Annotated in this window: 21 protein-coding genes and 1 tRNA gene; 10 read left to right on the forward strand and 12 right to left on the reverse strand. The window is 50.0% G+C overall.

All coding sequences use genetic code 11. The features are described from left to right. Nucleotides 1-386: 386 nt before the first annotated feature. From BM091_RS04390 to BM091_RS04415, 6 genes are read right to left on the reverse strand one after another with little or no spacing between them, the layout of a single operon-like run. The gene (locus tag BM091_RS04390) at nt 387-1,274 is read right to left on the reverse strand and encodes a YicC/YloC family endoribonuclease (protein WP_093393777.1); all 888 of its coding nucleotides are present in this window, start codon (nt 1,272-1,274) and stop codon (nt 387-389) included. Between the two features lie 4 nt (nt 1,275-1,278). Then, nucleotides 1,279-1,857 carry a DUF4416 family protein gene (locus tag BM091_RS04395; protein ID WP_093393778.1) on the reverse strand — a complete coding sequence of 193 codons (579 nt, stop codon included), beginning with the start codon at nt 1,855-1,857 and terminating at the stop codon, nt 1,279-1,281. Beyond that, nucleotides 1,854-2,843, reverse strand: a complete 990-nt coding sequence (rfaE1, locus tag BM091_RS04400) for a D-glycero-beta-D-manno-heptose-7-phosphate kinase (protein WP_093393780.1) — start codon at nt 2,841-2,843, stop codon at nt 1,854-1,856. Before rfaE1 ends, BM091_RS04395 begins: the two co-directional genes overlap by 4 nt. Nucleotides 2,844-2,863: 20 nt before the next feature. Further along, entirely contained in the window at nt 2,864-3,034 is a 171-nt protein-coding gene (locus tag BM091_RS04405) for a Trm112 family protein (protein WP_093393781.1), read from the reverse strand. Between the two features lie 14 nt (nt 3,035-3,048). After that, a complete protein-coding gene (locus BM091_RS04410) occupies nt 3,049-3,351 on the reverse strand; it encodes a YggT family protein (protein WP_093393783.1) in 303 nt (100 codons plus the stop codon). A 54-nt stretch (nt 3,352-3,405) separates the two neighbouring features. Beyond that, nucleotides 3,406-4,305, reverse strand: coding sequence for a DMT family transporter (locus tag BM091_RS04415; protein WP_093393784.1), 900 nt, complete (start codon nt 4,303-4,305; stop codon nt 3,406-3,408). Between the two features lie 317 nt (nt 4,306-4,622). Between BM091_RS04415 and ahbB the strand changes: the two genes are divergently transcribed. Together ahbB and BM091_RS04425 are read left to right on the forward strand one after the other, a co-directional pair. Beyond that, nucleotides 4,623-5,657 (forward strand): siroheme decarboxylase subunit beta, encoded by a 1,035-nt coding sequence (gene ahbB, locus BM091_RS04420; RefSeq protein ID WP_093393786.1) that lies wholly within the window; start codon nt 4,623-4,625, stop codon nt 5,655-5,657. Nucleotides 5,658-5,673: 16 nt separating this feature from the next. Then, nucleotides 5,674-6,030 (forward strand): hypothetical protein, encoded by a 357-nt coding sequence (locus tag BM091_RS04425; protein WP_093393787.1) that lies wholly within the window; start codon nt 5,674-5,676, stop codon nt 6,028-6,030. Here BM091_RS04425 and BM091_RS04430 read toward each other — a convergent pair. Beyond that, complete coding sequence (locus tag BM091_RS04430) at nt 6,023-6,913, reverse strand: YihY/virulence factor BrkB family protein (RefSeq protein WP_093393789.1); 891 nt, start codon at nt 6,911-6,913, stop codon at nt 6,023-6,025. The two genes, BM091_RS04425 and BM091_RS04430, sit on opposite strands and share 8 nt — an antisense overlap. A 22-nt stretch (nt 6,914-6,935) precedes the next feature. Continuing rightward, nucleotides 6,936-7,931: a DUF128 domain-containing protein gene (locus BM091_RS04435; RefSeq protein ID WP_093393790.1), complete on the reverse strand. Its 996-nt coding sequence runs from the start codon at nt 7,929-7,931 to the stop codon at nt 6,936-6,938. Nucleotides 7,932-8,226: 295 nt separating this feature from the next. Between BM091_RS04435 and BM091_RS04440 the strand changes: the two genes are divergently transcribed. The 6 genes from BM091_RS04440 (at nt 8,227) to hflX (ending at nt 15,530) form a co-directional block, all read left to right on the forward strand. Continuing rightward, nucleotides 8,227-9,804: an FMN-binding glutamate synthase family protein gene (locus BM091_RS04440; protein ID WP_093393792.1), complete on the forward strand. Its 1,578-nt coding sequence runs from the start codon at nt 8,227-8,229 to the stop codon at nt 9,802-9,804. 247 nt (nt 9,805-10,051) lie between these two features. Then, nucleotides 10,052-10,831, forward strand: a complete 780-nt coding sequence (locus BM091_RS04445; protein ID WP_093393793.1) for an amidohydrolase family protein — start codon at nt 10,052-10,054, stop codon at nt 10,829-10,831. After that, nucleotides 10,828-11,592, forward strand: a complete 765-nt coding sequence (locus BM091_RS04450) for a histone deacetylase family protein (RefSeq protein WP_093393794.1) — start codon at nt 10,828-10,830, stop codon at nt 11,590-11,592. The genes BM091_RS04445 and BM091_RS04450 overlap by 4 nt, the downstream gene beginning before the upstream one ends. Before the next feature lie 127 nt (nt 11,593-11,719). After that, entirely contained in the window at nt 11,720-12,883 is a 1,164-nt protein-coding gene (gene sucC, locus BM091_RS04455) for an ADP-forming succinate--CoA ligase subunit beta (RefSeq protein WP_093393796.1), read from the forward strand. 25 nt (nt 12,884-12,908) lie between these two features. Continuing rightward, nucleotides 12,909-13,787 (forward strand): succinate--CoA ligase subunit alpha, encoded by an 879-nt coding sequence (sucD, locus tag BM091_RS04460; RefSeq protein ID WP_093393797.1) that lies wholly within the window; start codon nt 12,909-12,911, stop codon nt 13,785-13,787. Nucleotides 13,788-14,024: 237 nt separating this feature from the next. Next, nucleotides 14,025-15,530 (forward strand): GTPase HflX, encoded by a 1,506-nt coding sequence (gene hflX, locus BM091_RS04465; protein ID WP_245735260.1) that lies wholly within the window; start codon nt 14,025-14,027, stop codon nt 15,528-15,530. Here hflX and BM091_RS04470 read toward each other — a convergent pair. Together BM091_RS04470 and BM091_RS04475 are read right to left on the reverse strand one after the other, a co-directional pair. Beyond that, complete coding sequence (locus BM091_RS04470; protein WP_093393801.1) at nt 15,522-16,445, reverse strand: bifunctional riboflavin kinase/FAD synthetase; 924 nt, start codon at nt 16,443-16,445, stop codon at nt 15,522-15,524. The two genes, hflX and BM091_RS04470, sit on opposite strands and share 9 nt — an antisense overlap. Nucleotides 16,446-16,532: 87 nt before the next feature. Further along, nucleotides 16,533-18,482, reverse strand: coding sequence for a chemotaxis protein CheW (locus BM091_RS04475; RefSeq protein ID WP_093393802.1), 1,950 nt, complete (start codon nt 18,480-18,482; stop codon nt 16,533-16,535). Between the two features lie 215 nt (nt 18,483-18,697). On the opposite strand from BM091_RS04475, the gene BM091_RS04480 reads away from it, so the two are divergent. Both BM091_RS04480 and BM091_RS04485 read left to right on the forward strand, forming a co-directional pair. After that, a tRNA-Leu gene (locus BM091_RS04480) sits at nt 18,698-18,784 on the forward strand. Nucleotides 18,785-19,181: 397 nt separating this feature from the next. Further along, a complete protein-coding gene (locus BM091_RS04485) occupies nt 19,182-19,502 on the forward strand; it encodes a hypothetical protein (RefSeq protein ID WP_093393804.1) in 321 nt (106 codons plus the stop codon). A 57-nt stretch (nt 19,503-19,559) separates the two neighbouring features. Here the strand turns inward: BM091_RS04485 and polA are convergent, their stop codons facing one another. Continuing rightward, nucleotides 19,560-22,283: a DNA polymerase I gene (gene polA, locus BM091_RS04490; RefSeq protein ID WP_093393805.1), complete on the reverse strand. Its 2,724-nt coding sequence runs from the start codon at nt 22,281-22,283 to the stop codon at nt 19,560-19,562. After that, nucleotides 22,280-23,035, reverse strand: coding sequence for a tRNA lysidine(34) synthetase (locus BM091_RS04495; RefSeq protein WP_093393806.1), 756 nt, complete (start codon nt 23,033-23,035; stop codon nt 22,280-22,282). Before BM091_RS04495 ends, polA begins: the two co-directional genes overlap by 4 nt. Nucleotides 23,036-23,050: the final 15 nt, after the last annotated feature.

Raw genomic sequence — 23,050 nt, forward strand, 5'->3', positions numbered from 1 at the left:
CCGAACTGCAAATCGGTGCAATTCGAGGCCGGGGTATTTGTTATCCGCCTTTCAGAACGGCCCGAAGCCCCGGCTGGCGGTATTTTCAGGCCGTCCGTAGCCTCCACATAAGGTGCAGAGGCCGGCAATGTTGCCTCCTTCATCTCTGTTCCTGAGACCTCTAACCGCCTCGGCGTTGAGAAGTCTCTGACAGAGGGATAAATATGCCCATCTTTGGGCTCGAGCCCCACGGAATAGGGAAACAGCACCTCAGGAGCATCTTTTCCGGTCCCTTTTCGCACCTCACGTCCGCTCCCGATTTCTTTTAGTGCAGTTAACGAAAACTCTTCCATGTCGGCTATGATTCTATCGTGCGCTGTGAGTTAACCGTTGTGAACCCCACATTCCTATTCTATGTTCTGGACCTGTTCTTTTAGTTTTGCTATCTCCGTCCTCAGCACCACAACGGCCTGAGAAATATCCAGATCCGATGCTTTAGCCCCGATGGTCGTTGCTTCTCTCTGCATTTCCTGGACTAAAAAATCGAGTTGACGACCCTCCGCCGGTTCCGGATCGTTCAGCAAAGACCGGAACTGTCCTATGTGGCTTTTGAGACGAACTATTTCCTCCGCAATATCCGATCTTTCGGTCAGAAATACTATTTCTTGAGTCAGTCGATTTTCGTCAAGAGCAACCGGAAGGTCTCTCAAAAGTTCCATTATGCGGTCTCTGAGTCTATCTCTCAATGTAAGAAGGCTTGCCTCCCGGATTTTCTCTATGGCAGAAATGGCCTGTTCAATTTTTTCCAGGTATTTACAGCAGGCCTTTCTCAGCTCTTCACCTTCCGCAGCCCTCATCGAAACCAGCATTTCCAGAGCACCCCTGGTTACCTCCCTCACGCTTCCGGAAAAAAGATCGAGATAATCTTTCAGTTCAACCTGTTCGAAAATGTAAGGAATGCGGAGAACGTCCTCGAACCGTGGGGAGGCTATGGAGGGAAGGGAAGAAGATATTTCCTGAAGACGGTACCAGTAAAGCCGGAACAGGTCTGGGTTTATTGGCGGGGCTTTTAGTTCCGGAAGCGTCGCCTCAACGCTTACGAATACCTCAACTCTTCCGCGTCGTACAGCCTTCCGGACAATTTGCCTGATTTCCGGTTCGAACTCTCCGAGCCCTCTGGGAAGTCGTACGGTAACATCAAGGCCTTTTCCGTTCAGCGATCGCATCTCCACCGTTACCGTGAAACCCTCTCTCGTAATGCTGGCCTTTCCGTAGCCGGTCATGCTGTAGATCATCGGTTCAATCCTCTTTTTTCTGCTCCTCTGAAGGAAGTCTATAAGGATTTACCGGTAACCTGCCCGTCTTCAGGTAATGGAGCTTCTGGCGGAGAACACCTAGGAAATGCCTCAATACAGGATCTCTGTAATCCGGATAGGTCCACTGAAGCGGTTCGTACTGACCTCGACGGAAAATAAGCGTCAGATCTGCATAAATGCCTCTGGATAGATACACCCGATGGGTATAGTTCTTACCCGTAGCCAGAACAAGCCGTTCTTCGCTTAACAGTCCCGGATCGAGGTTTACTCTTCGACGGCCGTTCTGAGCCAGCCCGGCCTCTATTTCATTGGTCTTCAGCTTTATATCGGCCAGTTTATCCTGGTTCACGGGTCTTTCGAAAACTCCGTAAACCCTGTAGATGGGTGTTCCCATTTCGGCGTTGTAATAGCCGGTTTCGGTAAAAACTCTCGGTCCGGTAAGAAAACTCAACGGGCCAAAGACCTTTTCCAGTTCTACCAGAGCGCTCTTATAGGCACCTGCATCGGAATAAAGAATGCCCAGGAAAAGAAAAGCAGACGACGGCTCACGGGGGATACTCATGTGATCCTGCCTCCGGAAAGAACACTTCGGAGTGTTTCGAGAGATATTACGGCCGTGCCCGGCTCTCCCACGACGTATCCCGCTGCGACGTTGGCAATGTAGGCGGCTTCGGCCATGCTCAGGCCGGCGCACATACCCACCGCAAGAGTTGCCACCACGGTATCGCCGGCCCCTGTGACATCGTAAACCTTTCTGGCCACGGCTGGAAGGTACAGAATCTGACCGTCTTCGGAAAAAAGGCTCATGCCTTCAGAACCCCGGGTTATCAGGACGTATTGACATCTATATCTCCTGAGAAGCTCTTTCCCGACGGAAATGACGTCTTCTTCGCTGTGATTTCCGGCCATAAGCAGTGCTTCGGCGAAATTGGGCGTAATGACCGTAACCCCTTCAAAAAGCGGGGCATTTAAAACCTTGGGGTCAACAATGATGGGCACCTCTGAAAGAGTGGCTCGTTGTTTAATCTCTTTCATAAGCTCCGGTATTACAACGCCCTTGGCATAGTCCGAAACGACGATGGCGTCAAAAGACTTAAGGTCTCCCAGAAAGGAAAGTATGTGCTTCAGTTCCCTGCCCGAAAGGGGCCTTTTTACCTCCCTGTCGAAACGCACGACATGCTGGCTGTGGGCTATCACCCGGGTTTTTACCGTTGTAGGACATTCCTCCGAAACGACCACGGCCGCCGTATCGATCCCGGCCTCCTTCAGCATCTTCATTAATTCTTCACCGTCCGGATCGTTTCCAACCCTTCCTGCGATAAATACCCGGGCTCCCAGCGCCGAAGCATTGTGCGCCACGTTTGCCGAGCCTCCGGGCACGCGGCTATCGCCTTCAATTTCCACCACCGGCACCGGAGCTTCCGGAGAAATACGCCTTACTCGTCCCCAGAGAAACACATCCAGCATAAGATCGCCGATAACACAGATTCGCACATCCTGGAAACGACTCAAGGCTCCGTGGAGACGATTCAGGTCAGGAACGAACATTTTGGGTCTTCTCCGGGGTTTCAATCGAGGGGTTTAGCCTCTTCAACGAGCATTATCGGGATTCCGTCCCTAATTTCGTAGAGCAGACGGCAACCGTCACAAATCAGACCCGTTCCGTCTTCATTCAACCTGACATCTCCTTTACACCTGGGACAGGCCAGTATTTCAAGAAGTTCCGCTTTTATGGTCATAGACACCTCCCTTGCTAACGGATTAACTGGTAAGCCAGATCTCTCATGCTCTGAACCAGAAAAATCTGCAGAAAGTAGATGGCCAGGATAAGCAGTAGCGGAGAAAAGTCTATGCCGGAAAATACGACGGGGAGCCTTCTCCTGATTGCATTTAAAATGGGATCCGTTACGGCATATAAAAATCTTACGATGGGGTTGTAAGGATCTGGATTGACCCAGGATATAAGAGCCCTGATGATCACAACCCACATGTAAAGGTTGAGCACAAGATACACAACCGTAGCAAGCGCTTCCAGTAACCTTCCCATGATAAACATGAGTGCTTCTCCTCCGGTTTCTTTAGAAGGTTTCACAACTTTTGTGAGATCAACCTACTGGGTTTGAATTTCCCTGTCAACGGAATGGGTGGGTGCCGATAGACTGCATGTTACCAGCCCTGCACCCAGAATTGCCAGTCCTGCCGCCTGACTGAAGGATATTTTTTCATCAAGGAATAGGTGCGCAAGAATGGTTGCACCCATGGGTTCGCCCAGAATCAATACGGAAACGACGAAGGCGGGTAGGTGCTGCAGGGCCCAGTTAAAAGCCGAATGACCGATGAGCTGAGGTATAAGCCCTATCAGGATGAGGTATAAGTACGTCTGCGCTGAAAAACCTTTTAAAGGCGTGCTTAGCAGAACGCAAAGTATCAAAAGCACTATTGATGCCGTACCGTAAACGTAAAGTATATAGCTGTGGAAAGGCATCCGTTTCAAAGCATAGCGCCCCATTAACAGGTACCCGGCGAGGGTGATTGCCCCGGCAATAGCAAGGCCGGCACCGAGAATATTGCCGTTTTCGTAGGAAGTACCGGATTGCACGAGACAGATACTCCCTATAATGGCCGCCGGCAAACCGACCCAGAAGGTTAGGCCCGGCTTTTCTTTAAGAAAGAAAACTGACATGAGCACCACAAAAATTGGGCTCGTGTTTGCCAGACTCACGGATACGGCGACGGAGGTGTGATCAAGAGAAGCTATCCAGAAAGCAAAGTGTGCCGCAAGACAAAAACCCGATCCGACAATGACCGGAAAGGGTGCCTTTTTCGTCTCCCTTTTCCGATCTTTGCGCAGGAAGTGAGAGATTAACAACAGGGTGGTTGCAATAACCACTCGATAGACCGCTACCGTTAAGGCAGGTGCCGAGGCCATTCTTATGAAAAGAGACGCCGAAGATACGGCCAGAATACCCGTTAGAACGACGGTACAGATCTTCCATGCAGGCGTATGCATACCCGATCTCCGCACAATACAATGCCTATAAAATTCGCCTCGGGTTTTTTACAGTTCCTCCGGCGGTACAGCAATAATGAAGATCGGAAAATCCTTAAGCAGGGCGATTTTAGACCCCCGTCGAGTGCGCTGATTCTGGCCCTGTGGAGCATGACCCCATCCTGATTTCCTGTCAAAAGCCTGGATTAAATCCGCAAAGTGGAATAGAAAAACCAACTGTCGCAGGTGCTTGGATTTCTCGATGTTTTTCTTATACTTGGGTGTGATAAAAATACCAGTATTTAAATAAAGCCAGGTCCAAGTTAAGGAGAAAAAAGTTGAAAGACAAACCTGCCAGCCCGGTCGAGACACTGGATCGCATAGACAGGCTTATACTTGACAGGATTCAAAAGGCCTTTCCCGTTGAGAGCCGGCCTTATGAGATTCTTGGCGATGAGATCGGTATAGACGAGGATGAGGTTCTGCGTCGGCTCGGCAGCTTGAAACGCTGCGGGATCGTTCGACAGATCAGCGCCATCTTTCATACAACGGCCCTGGGCTATTCTACTTCTCTCGTCGCAATGGCCGTTCCAGAAAAGTATATAGAGGCGGCGGTGAGAGAAATAAACGCCTATCCGGGCGTAAGCCATAACTACCTTAGACCCGGGCTGTATAATATCTGGTTTACCATAGCCGTTCCACCCGGTGAGGATCTTCCCTCGGTGGTTTCAGAAATAGCCGAAAAAGCCGGTGGATGGCCCTATCTGATTCTGCCCGCCCTGAAGAAGTATAAGCTTGCCGTGATTCTGGACGTTCTCGAGGAAGGTGATGCTCCCGTTTCCGATACGGTCGGCAGGTCCTTTCAGCCAGGGCACCGGAAATGCTCCTTTCCCCGAACCGATCAAAACATTCGTATAGTGCGGGCAGTGCAAGAGGATCTCCCGGAGGTAAAGCGACCCTTTATGGAGACTGCAGAAAGGCTGGATATGACAGAACAGGAGTTGCTCGCCATCCTCAGAGAATGGCTGGAAAAGAGCTGGATCAGGAGATATGCCGCCGTCCTGAATCATCGAAGGGCCGGCTTTGAAGCCAACGGCATGGTTGTATGGTCCTGCCCGGAGGGCGAAATAGACAGGGTTGGGCGAATTCTGGCAACCTTTCCGGAAGTCAGCCATTGCTACCACAGGCCTGCACATCCCCCGGAATGGCCTTATAATATCTACGCCATGATTCACGGTCGTACGGAAGAGGAGTGTCGGAGGCTTGCGGAAAGGCTCTCAAAAAGTGTCGGTCTCTTTGACTATGATGTTTTGTTCAGCGAAAAAGAATTCAAAAAGATTAGATTGAAACTGTTCTGGGATTACGAAGTGTAGCCGGGAGGACGGGGCCATGGTGGATCTTAAAGATGTGGATAGGGAAGAGTACGAGAGAAGAAAGCGGGCAATTTTTGAGTCCATGTCGAAGCGTGGACAGCAGAGAATCCTGAAAATGGGCTATGAGAACTGGGATCCCTTTGTTGAGCCCAAGGATCCCCGGGAAAGGCTTGTATCAGATCCTGCCAGGCAGGCTGTCGGCTTGCTTGTGAAATTTTACGAAACCAGCAAGATCGGGGAGCTTGCCAGGACGTATCACAGAGAGCTCTTCGACCTTGCAAACGGGCTTATTAGAGGCGAAGCAAAGGCCAGGGTTATTTTCGCCTTTGTCAAATGGTATGAAGAAGAGATTGGTCAGAAAGGTGTCAGGTAGTATTGTCGTAGGGTCTGCATTCTGTAAGCCTGGCCCTGAATTCGGGGGATTTCCTGAAAAGGAGGCTGTTTAACTGACCGCCCAGAAGTATGAAAACCCCTATCAGGTATAACCAGGTCATGAAGGCAATAACCGTTCCCAGGGCTCCGTAAAACTTATTGTAAGGTGCTATCTTTTTTAAATAGATTCCGAAGAGCTGGGAGGTTAGGAGTCCGCCGAATACAGCCAGCCCGGTCCCGGGCAGATTATAGGCAGTATTTCTGGGAATGTCGGGGCCGAACCGGTAGATCAAAAGCAGAGCAACGTACATACCCACGATGGAAACGATGAACCTTACGGTAGCTATGGTGGTCCCCACGAATTTCCCCCATCTAAGTGCTTCCATAATTTTTTCCGTTATCAGCGGACCGATTACGAGAAGAAGAAAGGTCAAGGTAAGAACGCTACACAGCGTTACCGTAAGGGTTAAGGCAACGAGTTTAACCTTCCAGTAGGGCCTCGTTTCCTTTATCCCGTAGATCCTGTTCAAAGTTCCCATCATGCTGTGGACTGCATTTGAGGCCGACCAGAGGGCAAGGAGCAGCGTACCAAAGGCCATGAGACCCTTGGGTTTTACGAGGATGTTAACAACGGTATTTCCGATAAGTTCGTAGGCAGGCGGAGGTAATGTGGTCTGAAGAAGTTGCAGAATTCTCGCCCGGTCTGAAAAAGGCGGCAGAAAGCCGGCAAGAGAAAACAAAAAGATGAGAAAGGGGAAGATGGAGTAAAAAAACCAGAAAGCCAGTTCTGCACTGAGGCCGAAGCCGTGACTTCCCCTGAATTCGCCGATAAGGGTACCACAACTCCGGAAAAAAGTGCGAATTGTCCCGGTGAAGTAATTCAAGCTAACCCTCTGTCAGAGTCTGTCAAATGTACTTTTTCAATTTGTAGTACGGAAATAATCTCTCGTAGTCCAGTAGGGCGGCGAGAGCCCTTGAATGAACGCTATGGCCTTTTTCTTCCACAATGGCTATGGGGTTCAGACCTCCTATTACCACGGAGCCGATCTGTCCTGCCGGCACGGGAATATCGAGCAGAGGTTCGTCGGGCCATCCTATAAGCATAAAGCCCCCAAGTCCCACCTTTTCAAGGCGCTGGGCTATCTCTATAACCTGGCTTCTGCTTTCGGCCGGCATTTCTCTGAAACCTGCTCCGATTTTTCCGTTGCCCGATGAGATGGCTTCGCTGTAGTCGGTCATCCTGCTGCGGATGAATACTTCGAGGGGATCAATGCTCGTTCCCTGGTAGTATATGACCTCGGCGAAACGGTAGGGTTTGTGACTTTTCAGCTCCAGCAATCCTCCGAATAGAGATGTTACCGGTATCCCGTGATGTAGCAAAACACCGTTAAGAGTCACCGAGCACACAGTTCCAACGGCAATATGATCTTTTGGCACGGTGATTCCCCCGATGGTTTCACCGGCTTTGAAGACCGTTACCAGTTGTCCCATCCCGTAGCCCCGTTCAAAAACCGCTTCGATGTACTCCAGGTTCTGTTTCAATACTTCGTGATGCATTACGCTCACGTTTATGACCACGGTTCCGGTTTTAAAGTGGACATCGAAAGTCATTAAGTAGGTTAGCCGGTCGATTTTGGACGACAGCAGACTTACTTTCTCAAAAATGGAATTTTCTTCAACTTCTTTTTTGCCGAGCTCAGTGATTAACCTGCCTTTCTTTCCGAGGTTTTTCGTGAAGCCCTCTTTATCGAGCCTTGCAAGATACAATCGTACTGTTCGTTCGCTCATGGGATATCCCCTGGTACTCAGCCGTTCTGCAATTTCCCGGCTGGACAGAGGCTCATCAGCCTGAGACAGGATTCTTAAAATTCGAAGGCAGTTTACCTTTATGTCCTCTTTCATGGTGTCCTCCTGACCGTAAACGGCAATATTGCCGGCTTATGGTGATCAATACGGTACCACTGCCGACACATCACGGAAAATTCAACATCTACATACCACTATCTTGAGCCTGTGTAAACCTTTGCGGAAATTATGCCAATATCCCGGGCGTAAATGCCGGAAAAATGGAGGTCCCCACGGTGAAGATTTTCTTTGTGTCGGCTTGATCTTTTCGTGAAATTCGGGTATTGGCATTTTGATGCCTATGGCAATTTAATTCCGGAAGAACAATGCCGACATGCTAAGGAGGTCCCTTATGAACCTGCACAGGCCAAACGCCAACGAAGCCCTTGGAACAAAAAATCGTTCCCGTAATGTTGCCCCCCAGTCGGGCATCTGCAGTCGGTGTATCGATGGCTGCGCTGGAAACTGCGATCTTTTTAACGCAACCTTCAGAGGTAGAGAACTCCTTTACCCGCAACCCTTCGGGGAGATTACCGCAGGAGCCGACAAAGACTACCCCGTGGATTATTCTCACCTTAACATCATGGGTTATGCCGTTGGAGCTTTCGGAGTGGATCCCGACCCTAACGTTGCCACCTTTCCTGCAGTTGATACCGAAACGTCCTTTGGATTTAAAAACAGGGTTAAAATGAAGGTTCCGATTTTCACCGGTGCCCTGGGAAGTACCGACATAGCCAGGAAAAACTGGGAACATTTTGCCGTTGGTGCCGCCATAAGCGGTATTACCATAGTGTGTGGAGAAAACGTCTGCGGCATTGATCCCGGACTGGAGCTTGATTCCAGCGGCAGGGTTAAAGAATCTCCCGAAATGCGCCGAAGGGTGGAAACCTACCGGCGTTATCATGAAGGATACGGTGATATTTTCGTTCAGCTTAACGTAGAGGACACCCGCTTCGGTGTGGCCGAATACGCTATCGAAAAGTTGGGTGTTGAGACCATCGAGCTGAAATGGGGGCAGGGTGCAAAATCCATAGGCGGTGAGATTAAGGTCGATTCTATCGAACGGGCCAGAGAACTTAAGAAAAGGGGCTATATCGTGACTCCGGATCCGGACAACCCTGCTGTTGAGGCCGCCTTCAGGGATGGGGCCGTAAAACAATTTGAGCGTCATTCCAGGCTTGGGTTTGTGGATCAGGAAAGCTTTATGAAGGAAGTGGAGCGGTTGAGAAAGCTCGGTGCGAAAAGAGTCACGCTCAAAACGGGAGCTTATCCCATGAGAGAGCTGGCCATGGCCATCAGGTGGGCATCCGATGCCAGGATTGACCTCCTCACCATAGACGGCGCTCCCGGGGGAACCGGTATGAGCCCCTGGCGCATGATGTGTGAGTGGGGAATCCCGTCAATTTACCTGCACTCCATGGCCTACGAACTCTGCCGTCGGCTTGCGGCAAAGGGCGCTTACGTGCCCGACCTGGCCTTCGCCGGTGGGTTTTCCACGGAAGATCACGTCTTCAAGGCCATCGCCCTGGGGGCTCCTTACTGCAAAGCCGTCTGCATGGGCAGGGCTCTCATGATACCCGGCATGGTGGGTAAGAACATCCAGAAATGGCTTGACGAAGGCAAGCTTCCCAGCACCGTTGCCAAATACGGAAGCACCAAAGAGGAGATTTTCGTCTGCTACGAGGAACTCAGGGCGAAATACGGAAACGAAGTGGATAAGATGCCTCTGGGTGCCATCGGCATATACAGCGTTACGGAAAAAATCAGGGTGGGACTTCAGCAACTGATGGCCGGTGCAAGAAAGTGGCGTGTAGACCTTATTTCCAGAAGCGACCTGGCAGCTCTGACGGAAGAAGCCGCAAGAGTAACGGGCATTCCTTATGTCATGGATGCTTACAGAGAAGAAGCCTTGACCATAATCGACGGCTAGAAACAGCATGGGGAGCCTTTGGGGCTCCCCATTTTGCTTTCCCGTCAACGGCTAAACTTACCCGCCTTGATACTTAAGATCCCCTTTAGTGTGCCGGGTTTTTCCGTATTCTGCTTTGAGAACTTTTAGAAGGTCGTTGACTGAAGAACTCAGGTCGATTTGAATCAAAAACCGGGGTATTATTTCGTAATCAACTGGTCCGACGGCTTAAAGCCTGGTTGAATTTGGGGAACCCGGGAGAGCCGAAATGAAAGCCATAGATTCCCATGTACATTGCGGTCTGGTTGGGAGCTCGGGAATTGGAGAGCCCGATCAGAGCTTTGAAGCCTATTACGGATTGGTTAAGGGATGTGGCATTGACGGTGCCGTTTTTTTCCCTCCCGTCATCGAGGTCTACAATCGTTATGATCCTTATTTTACCGATTCTTCGGAATGGCAGGGTAGACGCAACGCCGCCCATGATTACCTTTTGAGCCTTACCGGTAACCTTGATTTCAAGGTTTTCCCCTACCTTTTTGTGTGGAACGATTATGCCTATGAACGCCTTTCCGAGGGATTCTACGGTGTAAAGTGGCATAGGCACTCTGGAGAGCCCCGGTACAATTACGATGATCCCCGGTGCCTGAGGTTTATTCAGGAGGTTCGACTCAGAAGGATGCCCGTTGTTCTGGAAGAGGAATTTCACAACACCGTCAGATTTGTGAAAGATCTTGCCCCGGGCGTTACGGTTATCATTCCTCATTGCGGTATGCTTAACGGAGGTTATGAAAGAATCAAGGCCGAAGGGCTCTGGGAGCTTGAAAATGTTTATGCCGATACGGCCCTTGCGCCTTCATGGATTATAGAGGATTTTATTTCACGCTACGGGCCGGAAAAGCTATTATTCGGATCGGATTTCCCTTTTGGAGACCCCGTAGGAGAGCTCAGAAAGGTTACAGGGCTTAAGGTAGATGATGGGGTTAAACTTATGATTTGCAGAGAAAACATTTTGCGCATTCTGGAGCGGGTACGAAAGGAGGGATCATGAAGATTGTTTATCATCCCGATTTTCTGCAGGTTTATACGCGTGATCCGGCAGCGGCGCCGGGGCGCCTGGAACCCATACTTGAAGAGCTTTCGAAAGAAGACTTTGAGATCATAGAGGCATATCCTGCCGGGTGGGACGATCTTCTGCGGGTCCATACGGAAAGGCACATCCAGTCCGTTGTCCATCACGGTCTTTACAACATAGCGGCCCTTGCTGCAGGGGGTGCTATGATTGCCGCGGAAACGGGCTTGAAAGAACCCTGTTTTGCAGTCATCCGTCCCCCGGGGCATCACGCCTCTTCCGACAGTGCCTGGGGCTTTTGCTTCTTCAATAATATGGCCGTGGCGATAGAATACCTGAGATCTTCTCGAAAGATTTCCTCGGCCTTTATCCTGGACTTTGACCTTCATTACGGCGATGGGACCGTTAACATTCTGGGAAACCGTGAAAACATCACGATATTTAACCCGGAAGCAACGGACCGCAGAAAATATATTGCTTCTGTTGAAGAGGCTCTGAGTAACGCCTTACCCGACATCATCGGAGTTTCCGCAGGTTTCGACAACCACGTGGATGACTGGGGTGGACTTCTTACGACGGAAGACTACTACACAATGGGAAAACTGGTTTTCGAGCGGAGCAGAGAAGTGGGCTGCGGATGCTTCGGGATACTTGAGGGGGGATACAACCATCAGGTGCTGGGTAAAAACGTGAGGGCTTTCGTCAGAGGACTCGGAGGACTTCCGCCCGCTTCCATGTAGTTTTCGCCTTAATGGTTTGGTTTTACTGAAAATGCCTCTTCTTTGTTTGACAACACTGAACGGAGCAGGCAAAATTGTGGCACCTGTTCCGTTCCGGTCAATGTTTAACCCGGCAGAGGAGTTTCTCATGAAAATTCATGAATATCAGGCGAAGGAGCTTTTTGCACGTTACGGTGTGCCCGTGCCGAGAGGGCGCGTGGCTTTTTCGGTTGAGGAAGCCGTGGAGGCGGCAGTCCAGTTGGGATCCTACCCGGTCGTTTTAAAGGCTCAGATTCATGCGGGCGGTCGTGGTAAAGGAGGCGGGGTTAAGCTTGCTCATTCCCGGGAAGAGGTCGGGAAGCTTGCCGGTGAAATGATCGGTATGACCCTGGTGACCCATCAAACCGGTCCTGAAGGGCGGGTTGTCAAGAAAATTCTGGTTGAAGAAGCCCTGCCCATTGAAAAAGAGCTTTATCTGGGGATGCTTCCCGACAGGAAAAGCGGGAAGCTCGTGGTTATGGCAAGTTCGGCGGGAGGTATGGATATAGAAGAGGTCGCGGCTAAGCATCCCGAAAAGATAGTTTCTGTTTACCTGGATCCTCTCCTTGGATTGCAGCCTTTTCACGCACGGCAGCTCGCGTACGGTCTGGGACTCTCGGGGGATCTCGCCAGAGACTTCGTTTCTCTTGTTACAAATTTATACAGGCTCTTCGTGGATTACGATTGTTCTCTGGTGGAAGTTAACCCTCTGGTTGTTACGGAAGGTGGCAGGCTTGTTGCCTTGGATGCAAAGGTGAATTTCGACGATAACGGCTTGTTCCGCCACAGGGACATACTGGGCTACAGGGATCCTGACGAAGAGGATCCTCTGGAACTGGAAGCATCGAAGTACAATCTTAACTACATAAAAATGAACGGTACCATTGGGAACATGGTAAACGGCGCCGGCCTTGCCATGGCCACAATGGACCTCATAAAGCTTGCCGGAGCTGAGCCTGCTAATTTCCTGGACGTGGGCGGCGGGGCCAGTGCCGAAATGGTGGAGAACGGTTTCAGGATAATCCTGAGCGATCCCAGCGTTAAGGGGGTTTTCGTTAATATATTCGGTGGAATATTGCGCTGTGATGTTCTGGCTCAGGGTATTGTGGAGGCGGCAAAGAAGGTGGATATCAGGGTTCCGGTGGTCATCAGGATGGAAGGGACCAATGTTGAGAAAGGCAGAGAAATTCTGGAAAAATCAGGGCTCAAGTTCCTGGTTGCGAAGGATCTGAAGGATGCTGTTGGCAAAGTCGCCGAGATAGCACGTCAGTAGCCGTAAAATCAGAGGAGGAAGCTTCATGAGCATATGGGTTGATAAGAATACCCGGCTTCTGGTTCAGGGAATAACGGGTCGAGAAGGGCAGTTTCATACGCGCCAGTGTGTGGCCTACGGGACTCGTGTGGTGGCCGGTGTAACTCCAGGAAAAGGCGGACAGGAGATGGACGGTATCCCCGTTTTTAATACCGTCAAAGAAGCGGTAAAGGAGACGGGGGCTAACTGTTCGATGATTTTCGTACCTCCCGCTTTTGCGGCCGATGCAATACTGGAAGCCGTGGACGCCGGGATTCCGCTCATCGTTGCCATTACCGAAGGAATTCCGGTGCTTGACATGATGAAGGTGAAAAGTGTGCTCGGTTCTTCTCGTTCAAGGCTTATAGGGCCGAATTGTCCGGGTATAATTACTCCCGGGCAATGTAAGGTCGGAATAATGCCCGGCCCCATTCATATGCCCGGTTCCATAGGGGTCGTTTCCAGATCGGGAACGCTTACCTATGAAGTGGTTTACCAGCTCACCCAGCAGGGCATCGGTCAGAGCACGTGCGTGGGAATTGGAGGCGACCCCGTAAACGGGACCAGTTTTATCGATTGCCTTAAGGCCTTTCAGGACGACCCTGAAACGCGGGGCATTGTGATGGTGGGTGAAATAGGGGGTACCGCCGAAGAAGAGGCTGCTGAATTCATAAAGAGTCACGTGACGAAACCGGTAGTCGGTTTTGTTGCGGGACTTACGGCTCCGCCGGGAAGGCGAATGGGGCATGCCGGAGCCATTATAAGCGGGTCAAGTGGGACGGCCCAGGCCAAGATTAAGGCCATGGAAGCCGCGGGGATCACTGTGGTTAAAAATCTGGGTGAATTCGGTGAAATATGCCGTCACGTTTTTTCTTCCGTTTTGTAGTGTGGCTTTTGTGTTGATCTTGGATCGTTGCATGAAATAATTAAATAGGATTGGGATCTGGAAAAAAACGGGAGGTGGAAGGCTATACAGAAAATATTCGGGAACATAACGGCACTTAAAAGTACCCAGCGGAAGAGAATTGAAAATTTATACCGGCGGCGTGTTTCTCCAAAGGAGATAGTATCTCCTGAGCTTGCGAGGGATCTTGCACGTTGGTCCCATGAGACGGGAAGACAGGTGGGATGCCTTCTGGGCCGGGACGGCACCGTTGAAATGGTCCTGGTGGGAGATGCAAGGTCCCTTTATATTCCGGAGCTACCCAAAGGAAGGGAAGCGCGCTGGCGATTACGGGGGCTTCGGCTGGTTCACACCCATCTCCACGGGGAGCCTCTTACGCAGGATGATCTTATGGATCTGGTCTTTCTCAGGCTCGATTGTGTGGCGGCCGTTCAGGTGGACCGCCAGGGTGGTGCCACGTGGCTTCATGTGGCCCATCTGGTGCCCGGTGCAGGAGAAAAGACGGATAGAGCCTGGGAGATTTTGCCCCCTATGCTCTGTTCCCAGCAGAGTGTAGACTTTGAAGAACTCGTAAGGTCTCTTGACGAAGAGCTTGAAAGGAATCGGCAGCTCTTTTCGACCAGCGACGGTAGAGACAGGGCTCTTCTGATCGGCGTTACCGATGGGTCTCGTGAGCGCGCAGAGGCTTCCCTTGATGAAATGGCAGAACTGGCGAGAGCGGCGGGTATTGACGTCGTTGGCAGGGTTGTCCAGAGGGTAAGAGAAATAAATCCCAAGTATCTTATCGGTAAGGGAAAACTCGGTGAAATAATGATCCAGGCCTTGAGGCACGGTGTGGATCTTCTTATCTTCGACAGAGAATTAAACCCGTCTCAGGTCAGGGCTCTGACGGACACGACGGAACTCAGGGTAATCGATCGGACGCAATTGATACTGGATATATTTGCTCAGAGGGCCAAGAGCCGTGAAGGTAAGATTCAGGTGGAAATGGCTCAACTCAGATATCTTATGCCGAGACTTAACGTGAGGGATGATGCCCTGAGCCGCCTTACAGGAGGAATAGGAGCCAGGGGGCCCGGTGAGACAAAGCTGGAGATAGACAGGAGGCGTATTAAGGATCGGCTTGCTCAACTTGAGCGCGAACTCAAGGCCATAAGAAAGAACAGACAGGAAAGGCGCAGAAGGCGCAATAAGAACGAGATACCCGTCGTGTCCATTGTAGGTTATACGAATGCCGGCAAGTCAACTCTTTTGAATGCCCTCACCAAAAGTGACGTTCCCGTAGCGGATCAGTATTTTGCAACCCTGGACCCTACCAGCAGAAGACTCAGGTTTCCCAGGGATTTTGAAGTCATAGTTACGGACACCGTGGGTTTCATTCATGATCTGCCGCGAGAATTGCTGGACGCCTTTGCAGCTACTCTGGAAGAGCTTCACGATGCCGATGTGCTTCTACATGTAGTTGATATCAGCAATCCCCGGTTTGAGGAGCACATTGAAGCGGTCAGGGCCATTTTAAAGAAGCTCAATCTTCACACCAAACCGGAATTGCTGGTTTTCAACAAGATGGACCTGGTTTCCCCGGAATTCGGTAAAACGGTGGCGGATCGGTACGGTGGGATACTGATTTCTGCAATCGATAGGTCAACTCTTTCTCGTTTAATAACGGCTCTTGAAGAAAGAGTTGAAATGGTTTGTTTCGGTGAAAATCGGATTTCAGCTTAGCAACTGCCTGACGCATTCAACGTCTCTGCTGATCTGGTCGGCCAGTTCGTCAATGCCCGAAAACTTTTTTTCTCCTCGAATGTATTCGATAAATTCGACTTTTATTACCTTGTTGTAGATATGCCGATCGAAATCCAGAATGTGAACTTCCAGGGATAAATCGGTATCTCCAAAGGTGGGATTGTAGCCAAGGTTCGTGGCGCCCATGTACTTTATTCCGTCCACGGTCACACGGGTTGCGTAAACTCCCGTTCTGGGAGGAACGTAGTCTCCGATACGAACGTTTGCGGTGGGAAAACCCAGCATACGTGCTCCCCGTCCACGTCCGTGGACAACGGGCCCTCTTATCTCATAAGGCCTCCCCAGTAGGGTTGTAACGGTTTTCATCTGTCCTTCCTGGATAAGCTTACGTATCGATGTGCTACTGACAACTATTCCCGAAACTATAACTTCCGGCACAACCTCAACGGTGAAACCGTGAGTTTTCCCCATTTCTTCCAGAAGAATTATGTTACCTTCACGGCCTTTACCAAAGTGATAATCGTAACCCACTACAAGATGCTTTACGCCGACGAAGTCGACCAAACACTGCTCGACGAACTCTCTGGCGGAAAGGGATGCGAATTCACGGGTGAAGGGGATAATCCAGACTACATCCACGCCGTATTGCTCAAGGAGCTCCAGTTTTGTGCGATGAGGAGTGATAAACTTCAGGTTACAGTCGGGGCATAGAACCTTTACCGGATGAGGGTTGAAGGTGATTACGACGGTTTCGCCTTCCTTTTCCCGGGCGTAATTTCTGGCGTGTTCTATAAGAGCCTGGTGTCCTTTATGAACTCCATCGAAGTTTCCTATCGTTACGGCAGGATTTCTGAATTTCCTTCTGGCCCTGACAAAACCCTCCACAATTTCCATAAGCAAATGGCTCCCGATTCATTCTATGAAGTACCGGCTTTTTCTGTAAAGGGCCCTGGAATTAATAACAGCAGAAAACCCATTTGTCTATGCAGCACGGGAAAGAGTTTCTATTTCTCCTTCTCCGAAAAGATCGGAGACACTTAGGAGAAGTTTGAGGCTTTCTCCCGTTTTTGCAACGGCGCTGAGATAGCCTGTGTTGCCGTAAAGTCCTATTCCGGGGGTTTCTTCGATGTCCTGAGCCTTGATCGATTCCACGTGGGAAACGGTGTCCACGATGACGCCGACTTTCAGTATTTTTCCTTCATGAGGAACCTCAAGAATGATAATACATGTCCGTTCCGTATATTCGGTTTCGGGCAGGCCGAGTTTTCTTCTGAGGTCCACAACAGGGATGATTGCTCCTCTGAGGTTTATTATGCCTTTTACGTAATCAGGAGCCTGAATGAGACTCCTTATAGGCATTATGCCGACGATTTCTTTCACATTCATGACATCCACGCCGTAGTACTGCCCGTTCATCAGGAATATGAGATATTTCCCTTCGTGTCCCAGCTTGCTTTTAGAGGATTCCCTTCCTTCACGGATTGAGCGATTGATTTTTTCTATCAGTGAGAGGGGATCGAGCAGTTGAGGGTAGCGGGGCACATACCCGGTGTGCTCTCTGCAGGCCCTTTCGATAAATTCTTCCATGACGAAGGCATTCAGGTCCACCGGGGTTCCGATGCCCATGTTATCGTGCATGTATCTTTGCATTGTGGTGAGTGACTGATGATCGGGCATGAGGTCGTCGGTTTTTATGCCCTGCGGTTCTGTTAAAACGTTTTTCAGAATGGGAACCCTGAGACCAAGGTTCCGATTGGGGTCCAGAAAGGCAACCCCTATTTCTGCGGCCGTCTCCGGCTTTTTCGAAATAAATTCGCCGGCCTGAACCAGGAGCTTTACGAACTCTTCGACGGCTTCCCCGTGTTCTTCGATTACTTCTTCTCTCATGACCACTATGCAACATGGGTGGTTTTGCCAGAGCTCTGCGGAAAGAAAAAGTTGTTCTGCTATACCTTCAGCAATGGCCTTGGTTCCTATAGGTTCCGCCACCATGAAACCACTTGCCATGGGGTTGGTTTTAAGAAAATCGGGCATGCGAATCGGAGGGACGACTTCGTAGTAAAAGTCTCCTTCCCTGACACCGGCTATTCCGGGCTTCAGACCCATGGCGGTTATGAACATGTGAGAAAGCATGTGGTGGATCGACAGTTCGTGGGGGATGACAAAAGTTTTTCCCCTGAAGAAGCTTCCCAGGTCCGTGACGGAGGTCTTTTTTCTGACACATATGCTGCCGTTCTTGTGGGCAAGGGAGATCATCTTAAGCGGAACTCCGAAGGCGAACAGGTCCATTGCGATAGGGGCGAGGATAAAAGCGCCATCGACTTCCGCACGTTCCAGGGCTTCCTGCACGGGGTTCCAACTGGTCATACATCTGGTCTGGAGCGTAAAGTTTTTTGGGGTCACCTTGCCGGTTTCTATGAAATTCTTGGCAACCCCCAGAGTCAGATGGTCGGTGATCTGGATGTGAGCAATAGAAAGAACGACTCTCCCTGAATCGTCTCTTTGGGGAACCCGCCTTTTCAGCTCCTCTCTGGATTTGGCCTGCAGGGTCAGTCCCGCCAGCGTATCCTGAATGACCTTCTTAAGTTCTACGGGTGCAAAAGGCTTCGTGATAATGTTACTGGCTCCGGCTTCGGCGGCCTCGGCGGCTTCCTTTTTCTGAGCCCTTCCGGTTGCAAGGATAAAGGGAAGATCTTTAAATTGCTCCCGGGACCTTACCCATCTTAAAAGTTCAATTCCCCCCATGTTGGGCATATTCCAATCGCTTATAATCAGAGAGATGGTAGGGTCTTTCTGCAGAATTTCTACGGCCTGCTGACCGTCCTCGGCCTCGATTACGTTATCGAAACCGAGCTCTTTGAGGACCTTGGTTTCCATCTTTCTTGTTATTGCAGAGTCTTCTACCAGAAGGATCCGAATCTTTTCGTTCATAGCCAGTCCCCCAGGTGCAGTAAATTTTTCTACGAACTCGATCTTTAGGATAAAGCCCATCGTCCGTCAATTTATTTTCCGGTAAGAGTGCAGGTCCGGCGGAAATTGCCTATTTAATGGCGAGCACAAACCTCGAGAAGTTCTGCAGGTAAAGGTTCTTGACAGCTTTGCCGTTATAGAGTAGTAAAAATCAAAAAATCGATCTGTTTATGAATGCCGAAGTGGCGGAATTGGTAGACGCGCTAGATTCAGGATCTAGTGGGCGCAGGCCCGTCGGGGTTCGAGTCCCCGCTTCGGCACCATCGTTGGAATTATTATAAAGGTCTTTCGAAGTTGTCCTGTTAGCGAGACCTCGTAATACTACCTTTGGGATTTACCAGAACGAGCCGATTTTGAAAAATAAATCCGCGGGATTGAGAAGAGAGGCCAAAGCTTATCCCGAAAGCCTCTTTACGCTCTGTGCTTAAGGTGTTCCCCTCACCGTAAAAACAGTTGGATGTAAGTCATCACGAGTGCAGAATACCTCTCTATGGCTAAAGCCAGGGGCATGCGGTCTTGCCGGGGAAATGGGTCATAAGAGCTAATGTGCTTATTATCACATTTGGTCTTGCAATATAAGTTCTCCCGTGTTAGATGGAAGGTGCTTTTCTTGGTGGGTTCGTGCCTCATGACCGACGGTAGGAGAGAGGAGGAAAAAGTATGAAGGTGTTCGTTGGTGGGCTTGTTGCCGTATTTCTGGGGATTATCGGTATTTTCACCTTTTTCGGTGATTTTCTCCACCTGCTTGCGGGTGCTGTTCCCCTGATGCTTCTGGTCGGTGGTGCAATGGCCGCATATCTTGGATATGATGAAGTTAAAGATCAGGTCAAGTTGCCTTTTCTGAAAAAAGGAGAGCAACCTGCACAGGAAGCCTCTGATGAGGATGTGAGCAAGTACAAAGAAGAGCTTGAAAAGTACAAAGCAGAAGTTGAAAAATTAAAAGCAGAACTGGAAAAGAAATCTTCCTCAGAGGAACAGTAATATTCCGCAACGGCTTTTTAGCTCCCTGCCCGAAAAATCCTGTGGGCAGGGAGTTTTTTAGTGGGCCTCTGCCCAGTTAGAGCCCTGCCCAATGTCCACAACCAGAGGGACTTTCAGATTATAGACGCCGGCCATCTTTTCCCTGATTAGACTACACAGCTTGTTCTCTTCGCCCTTCGGAGCCTCAAATACGAGTTCGTCGTGTACCTGAAGGATCGGTACGGCCTGAAAACCCTCCGATTTTAAAGCCGAATATATGTCTATCATGGCTTTCTTTATAAGATCTGCCGCCGTTCCTTGAATCGTGGTGTTTACGGCAAGCCGTTCGCCCTGCTGGCGCACCGTTTTGGATTTACTTTGAAGTTCGGGGATTGATCGTTTTCTGCCCATTAGCGTTCTCACGAAGCCCCTTTCCGTGGCTTTCTGAACCGTTTCATCGATAAATCGTTTAACGCCGGAATACCTTTCGAAGTATTCTTCAATTATTCTTTTGGCTTCGGTTTTTGATATTCCCAGAGCTTTTGATAGGCCGAAAGGTCCCATGCCGTAGATAATACCGAAGTTTATGGCCTTGGCCTGGCGGCGCATTTCCGGGGTTACCTCTTCTCTTTTTACCTGGAAAACTTCGGCGGCGGTGCTCGCGTGTATGTCGTCTCCTCGGGCAAAGGCTTCCAGCAATTTGGGATCTCCACTGTAGTGAGCCAGAACCCTGAGCTCTATCTGAGAATAGTCTGCCGCAACAAGGGTGCATCCTTCCGGAGCGATGAAGGCTTCACGGATACGCCTTCCTTCGTCCGTGCGTATGGGGATGTTTTGCAGGTTTGGGTTTGAACTGCTAAGGCGTCCCGTCGCCGTGACGGTCTGATTATAAGACGTATGAATGCGCCCTGTTTCGGGATTGATCATCTGAGGTAGGGAATCCACGTAGGTGTTCTTGAGTTTTGCAAGGCTCCTGTAGGCGAGGATTTCCTGAGCAATCGGGTGATGCAATGCAAGCTCTTCGAGGACGCTCATGTCCGTCGACGGCCCCGTTTTGGTTTTCTTGATAACCGGTAAACCAAGCCTGTTAAAGAGAATCTCTGCAAGCTGTTTTGGAGACTGGATATTGAACTCCTGGCCGGCCAGTCTGTAAATTTCTTCTTCACACCGCTGGAGTTTGACCTCCAGTTCTTTGGAAAGGTCATGAAGTCGGTTCTCGTCGATCAATACTCCGTGGTGTTCCATTGTGCCCAGGATTTCTATGAGCGGTAGCTCTATCGAAGTAAAAAGATCCATAAGATCTTCCTTCGTGAGCCTTTCCCTGAGCAGGGGCTCCAGCCTTATCACCACTTCGGCATCGGCACCGGCGTACTCCGCTGCGGCATCAAGTGGTACGTTCGCAAAGGAAGCAGATTTTCCTTTCCGATTGGCCGATGTGACTTCCCTGAAGGAAGTCATCTTTTCGCCGAGGTAACGTTCAACTATCCATTCGAGCCTGTGAGAATGCTGGCCGGGCTCGAGAAGGTAACTGGCTATCATTGAGTCAAAGGAAATGCCCCGGAGCTCAAGCCCATGTCGCTTGAAAACAACGTATTCATATTTCAGGTTTTGTCCCCATTTTTCAATCTTCTGGCTTTCGACAACAGGGCCGAAAATTGACAGGAACTCTTCCAGAGATACCCCGGAAGATCGGTGCGTAATCGGAAGATACCAGGCTTTAAGAGGTTCTACGGCCAGTGCCACTCCGACTATTTCGGCCCGCATGGGATCTTCGGAGGTGGTTTCAAGATCAATAGATACGTGACCGAAGGAGTGTATCCTTTCGATAACGGATCTGAGCTCTGCTTCGGTTTTAATTACGGTAACTCTTCGGTCCGGAATTTCCCTTACAGACATTTGCTCCTTTGCAGGAGAAGTGCGGGTTTTGCCCGAAATTTCGAGTTTTTTCTCCAATTCGGGAAGAAGGCTCTGAAAGCCCCAGGTTTTGAAAAGCTCATAAAGTTTTTGAAAGTCCGGATTTCCGGGTTTCAGCATTTCAAGGGTCGGTTGCTCGATGGCATCGTACTTCAGTGTAACGAGCTGTTGCGATAGTTTGAGATTATCGAGGTTTTCCAGAATTTTTTCTTTTAATTTCGGCGGGATCAATTCAGGGCGCTTCAGAAGATCCTCAACGGAATCCGCTATTGTGAGTAACTCCGCTGCTCTTTTGGGTCCTATACCGGGAACGCCGGGAATGTTGTCCGAAGTATCTCCCACCAGAGCAAGAAAATCTCTCATTTTCGAAGGGGGTACGCCGAACTTTTCCTCTACTTTTTTCTCATCGTACCAGATGTTCCTCTGGGGATCCCATTGCAGAACCTGGTCCTTTTCTATCAATTGATGGAGGTCCTTATCCCCGGACACGATAACCACTCTGAAGCCTCTGTCTTTTGCCCATCTGCAGATGCTTGCTATTAGATCGTCGGCTTCATATCCTTCCTTCTCCAACCTGGGAATCCCGTAAGCGTCTATCATTTCCTTTATGGCACCTACCTGAAGGGCCAGATCTTCCGGCATGGCCTCACGGGTTTTTTTGTAATCCTCGTAGATGGAGTGTCGGAACTTGGGGCCCGGTGCATCGAATAAAATACAAAGGAATTCTGGATTTTTTTCGTTCAAGACCTTCTGAAGCATCTGGGCAAAGCCGTAGATTGCCGTCGTGGGCATACCGTTCGGACTGGTTAGCCTTGTTGGGATGGCGAAGAAGGCACGGTAAAGATAGGAGCTCCCGTCAATCAGGTAGATCGTCTTGCCTTTGTTCATTTCTTCCGATCTCCTTTTCCGTCTTCCAGGGGCGGAGGCAGGTATTCAAGGTTAACGTGACTCATTGCCCTGTACACGTTTCCCCTTATTTTATCGTTGACCTTGTAAAGCTCTTGAAGTAGCCGGCGTATGTGAATTCTACTGCTTTTTCCTGCCGAAGGGCAGGGGTTTTCCAGGTGGGGTAAACCTAAGGTTTCCACGAACCGTGAAATCCTTTTCGAAGGTATAAGAGCCATGGGTCTTATGACAGTAATTTTGCCTTTGAAGAATTCCTGCTTTGGAACTATTGCCGAGGTCTGACCGGAGTAGCATATGTTCATAAAAAAAGTTTCGATAAAATCGTCCTGGTTGTGACCGAAAGCTATTTTGGGAAAGCCCGTTTCCCATGCCCTTTTAAAAAGCGTCATCCGGCGAAGCCTTGCGCAGAGGAAACAGGGATGTTCGCGGTTTTCGGGACTGTGGGCTCTTATCCCGTAGTCGGTCAGGATAATGTCGTGGGGAACTTCCAGCCTTTCCAGCAGGTCTTTTATTTTTTCAGGCATCAGCGGGTCGAAGCCCAGATCAATGTAAATTGCCCTGAGTTCGTAGCTTATGGGGATATACTTTAATCGCTCTTTTAAAAGATACAGCAGGGCCACGCTGTCTTTTCCGCCCGATACGGCGACGGCAATTCGATCTCCATCGTCTATAAGACCGTAGCTGTGGACGGCTTTTCCGAAGAGGTGCCTGATTTCTCTTTCCACGTAGGTCATTCTTTCGCCAGCTCC

Source organism: Thermodesulforhabdus norvegica, from assembly GCF_900114975.1.
GTDB classification, from domain to species: Bacteria; Desulfobacterota; Syntrophobacteria; order Syntrophobacterales; family Thermodesulforhabdaceae; genus Thermodesulforhabdus; species Thermodesulforhabdus norvegica.

Excerpts from the sequence above, each read along its gene's own strand:
- BM091_RS04445 (WP_093393793.1), top strand. The coding sequence starts at position 10,052 with ATGAAAGCCATAGATTCCCATGTACATTGCGGTCTGGTTGGGAGCTCG.
- BM091_RS04415 (WP_093393784.1), bottom strand. The coding sequence starts at position 4,305 with ATGCATACGCCTGCATGGAAGATCTGTACCGTCGTTCTAACGGGTATT.
- BM091_RS04475 (WP_093393802.1), bottom strand. The coding sequence starts at position 18,482 with ATGAACGAAAAGATTCGGATCCTTCTGGTAGAAGACTCTGCAATAACA.
- BM091_RS04425 (WP_093393787.1), top strand. The coding sequence starts at position 5,674 with ATGGTGGATCTTAAAGATGTGGATAGGGAAGAGTACGAGAGAAGAAAG.
- rfaE1 (WP_093393780.1), bottom strand. The coding sequence starts at position 2,843 with ATGTTCGTTCCTGACCTGAATCGTCTCCACGGAGCCTTGAGTCGTTTC.
- BM091_RS04470 (WP_093393801.1), bottom strand. The coding sequence starts at position 16,445 with ATGGAAATTGTGGAGGGTTTTGTCAGGGCCAGAAGGAAATTCAGAAAT.
- BM091_RS04495 (WP_093393806.1), bottom strand. The coding sequence starts at position 23,035 with ATGACCTACGTGGAAAGAGAAATCAGGCACCTCTTCGGAAAAGCCGTC.
- BM091_RS04410 (WP_093393783.1), bottom strand. The coding sequence starts at position 3,351 with ATGTTTATCATGGGAAGGTTACTGGAAGCGCTTGCTACGGTTGTGTAT.
- BM091_RS04405 (WP_093393781.1), bottom strand. The coding sequence starts at position 3,034 with ATGACCATAAAAGCGGAACTTCTTGAAATACTGGCCTGTCCCAGGTGT.
- sucD (WP_093393797.1), top strand. The coding sequence starts at position 12,909 with ATGAGCATATGGGTTGATAAGAATACCCGGCTTCTGGTTCAGGGAATA.
- BM091_RS04395 (WP_093393778.1), bottom strand. The coding sequence starts at position 1,857 with ATGAGTATCCCCCGTGAGCCGTCGTCTGCTTTTCTTTTCCTGGGCATT.
- BM091_RS04390 (WP_093393777.1), bottom strand. The coding sequence starts at position 1,274 with ATGATCTACAGCATGACCGGCTACGGAAAGGCCAGCATTACGAGAGAG.
- polA (WP_093393805.1), bottom strand. The coding sequence starts at position 22,283 with ATGAACAAAGGCAAGACGATCTACCTGATTGACGGGAGCTCCTATCTT.
- BM091_RS04435 (WP_093393790.1), bottom strand. The coding sequence starts at position 7,931 with ATGAAAGAGGACATAAAGGTAAACTGCCTTCGAATTTTAAGAATCCTG.
- BM091_RS04440 (WP_093393792.1), top strand. The coding sequence starts at position 8,227 with ATGAACCTGCACAGGCCAAACGCCAACGAAGCCCTTGGAACAAAAAAT.
- BM091_RS04450 (WP_093393794.1), top strand. The coding sequence starts at position 10,828 with ATGAAGATTGTTTATCATCCCGATTTTCTGCAGGTTTATACGCGTGAT.
- BM091_RS04485 (WP_093393804.1), top strand. The coding sequence starts at position 19,182 with ATGAAGGTGTTCGTTGGTGGGCTTGTTGCCGTATTTCTGGGGATTATC.
- sucC (WP_093393796.1), top strand. The coding sequence starts at position 11,720 with ATGAAAATTCATGAATATCAGGCGAAGGAGCTTTTTGCACGTTACGGT.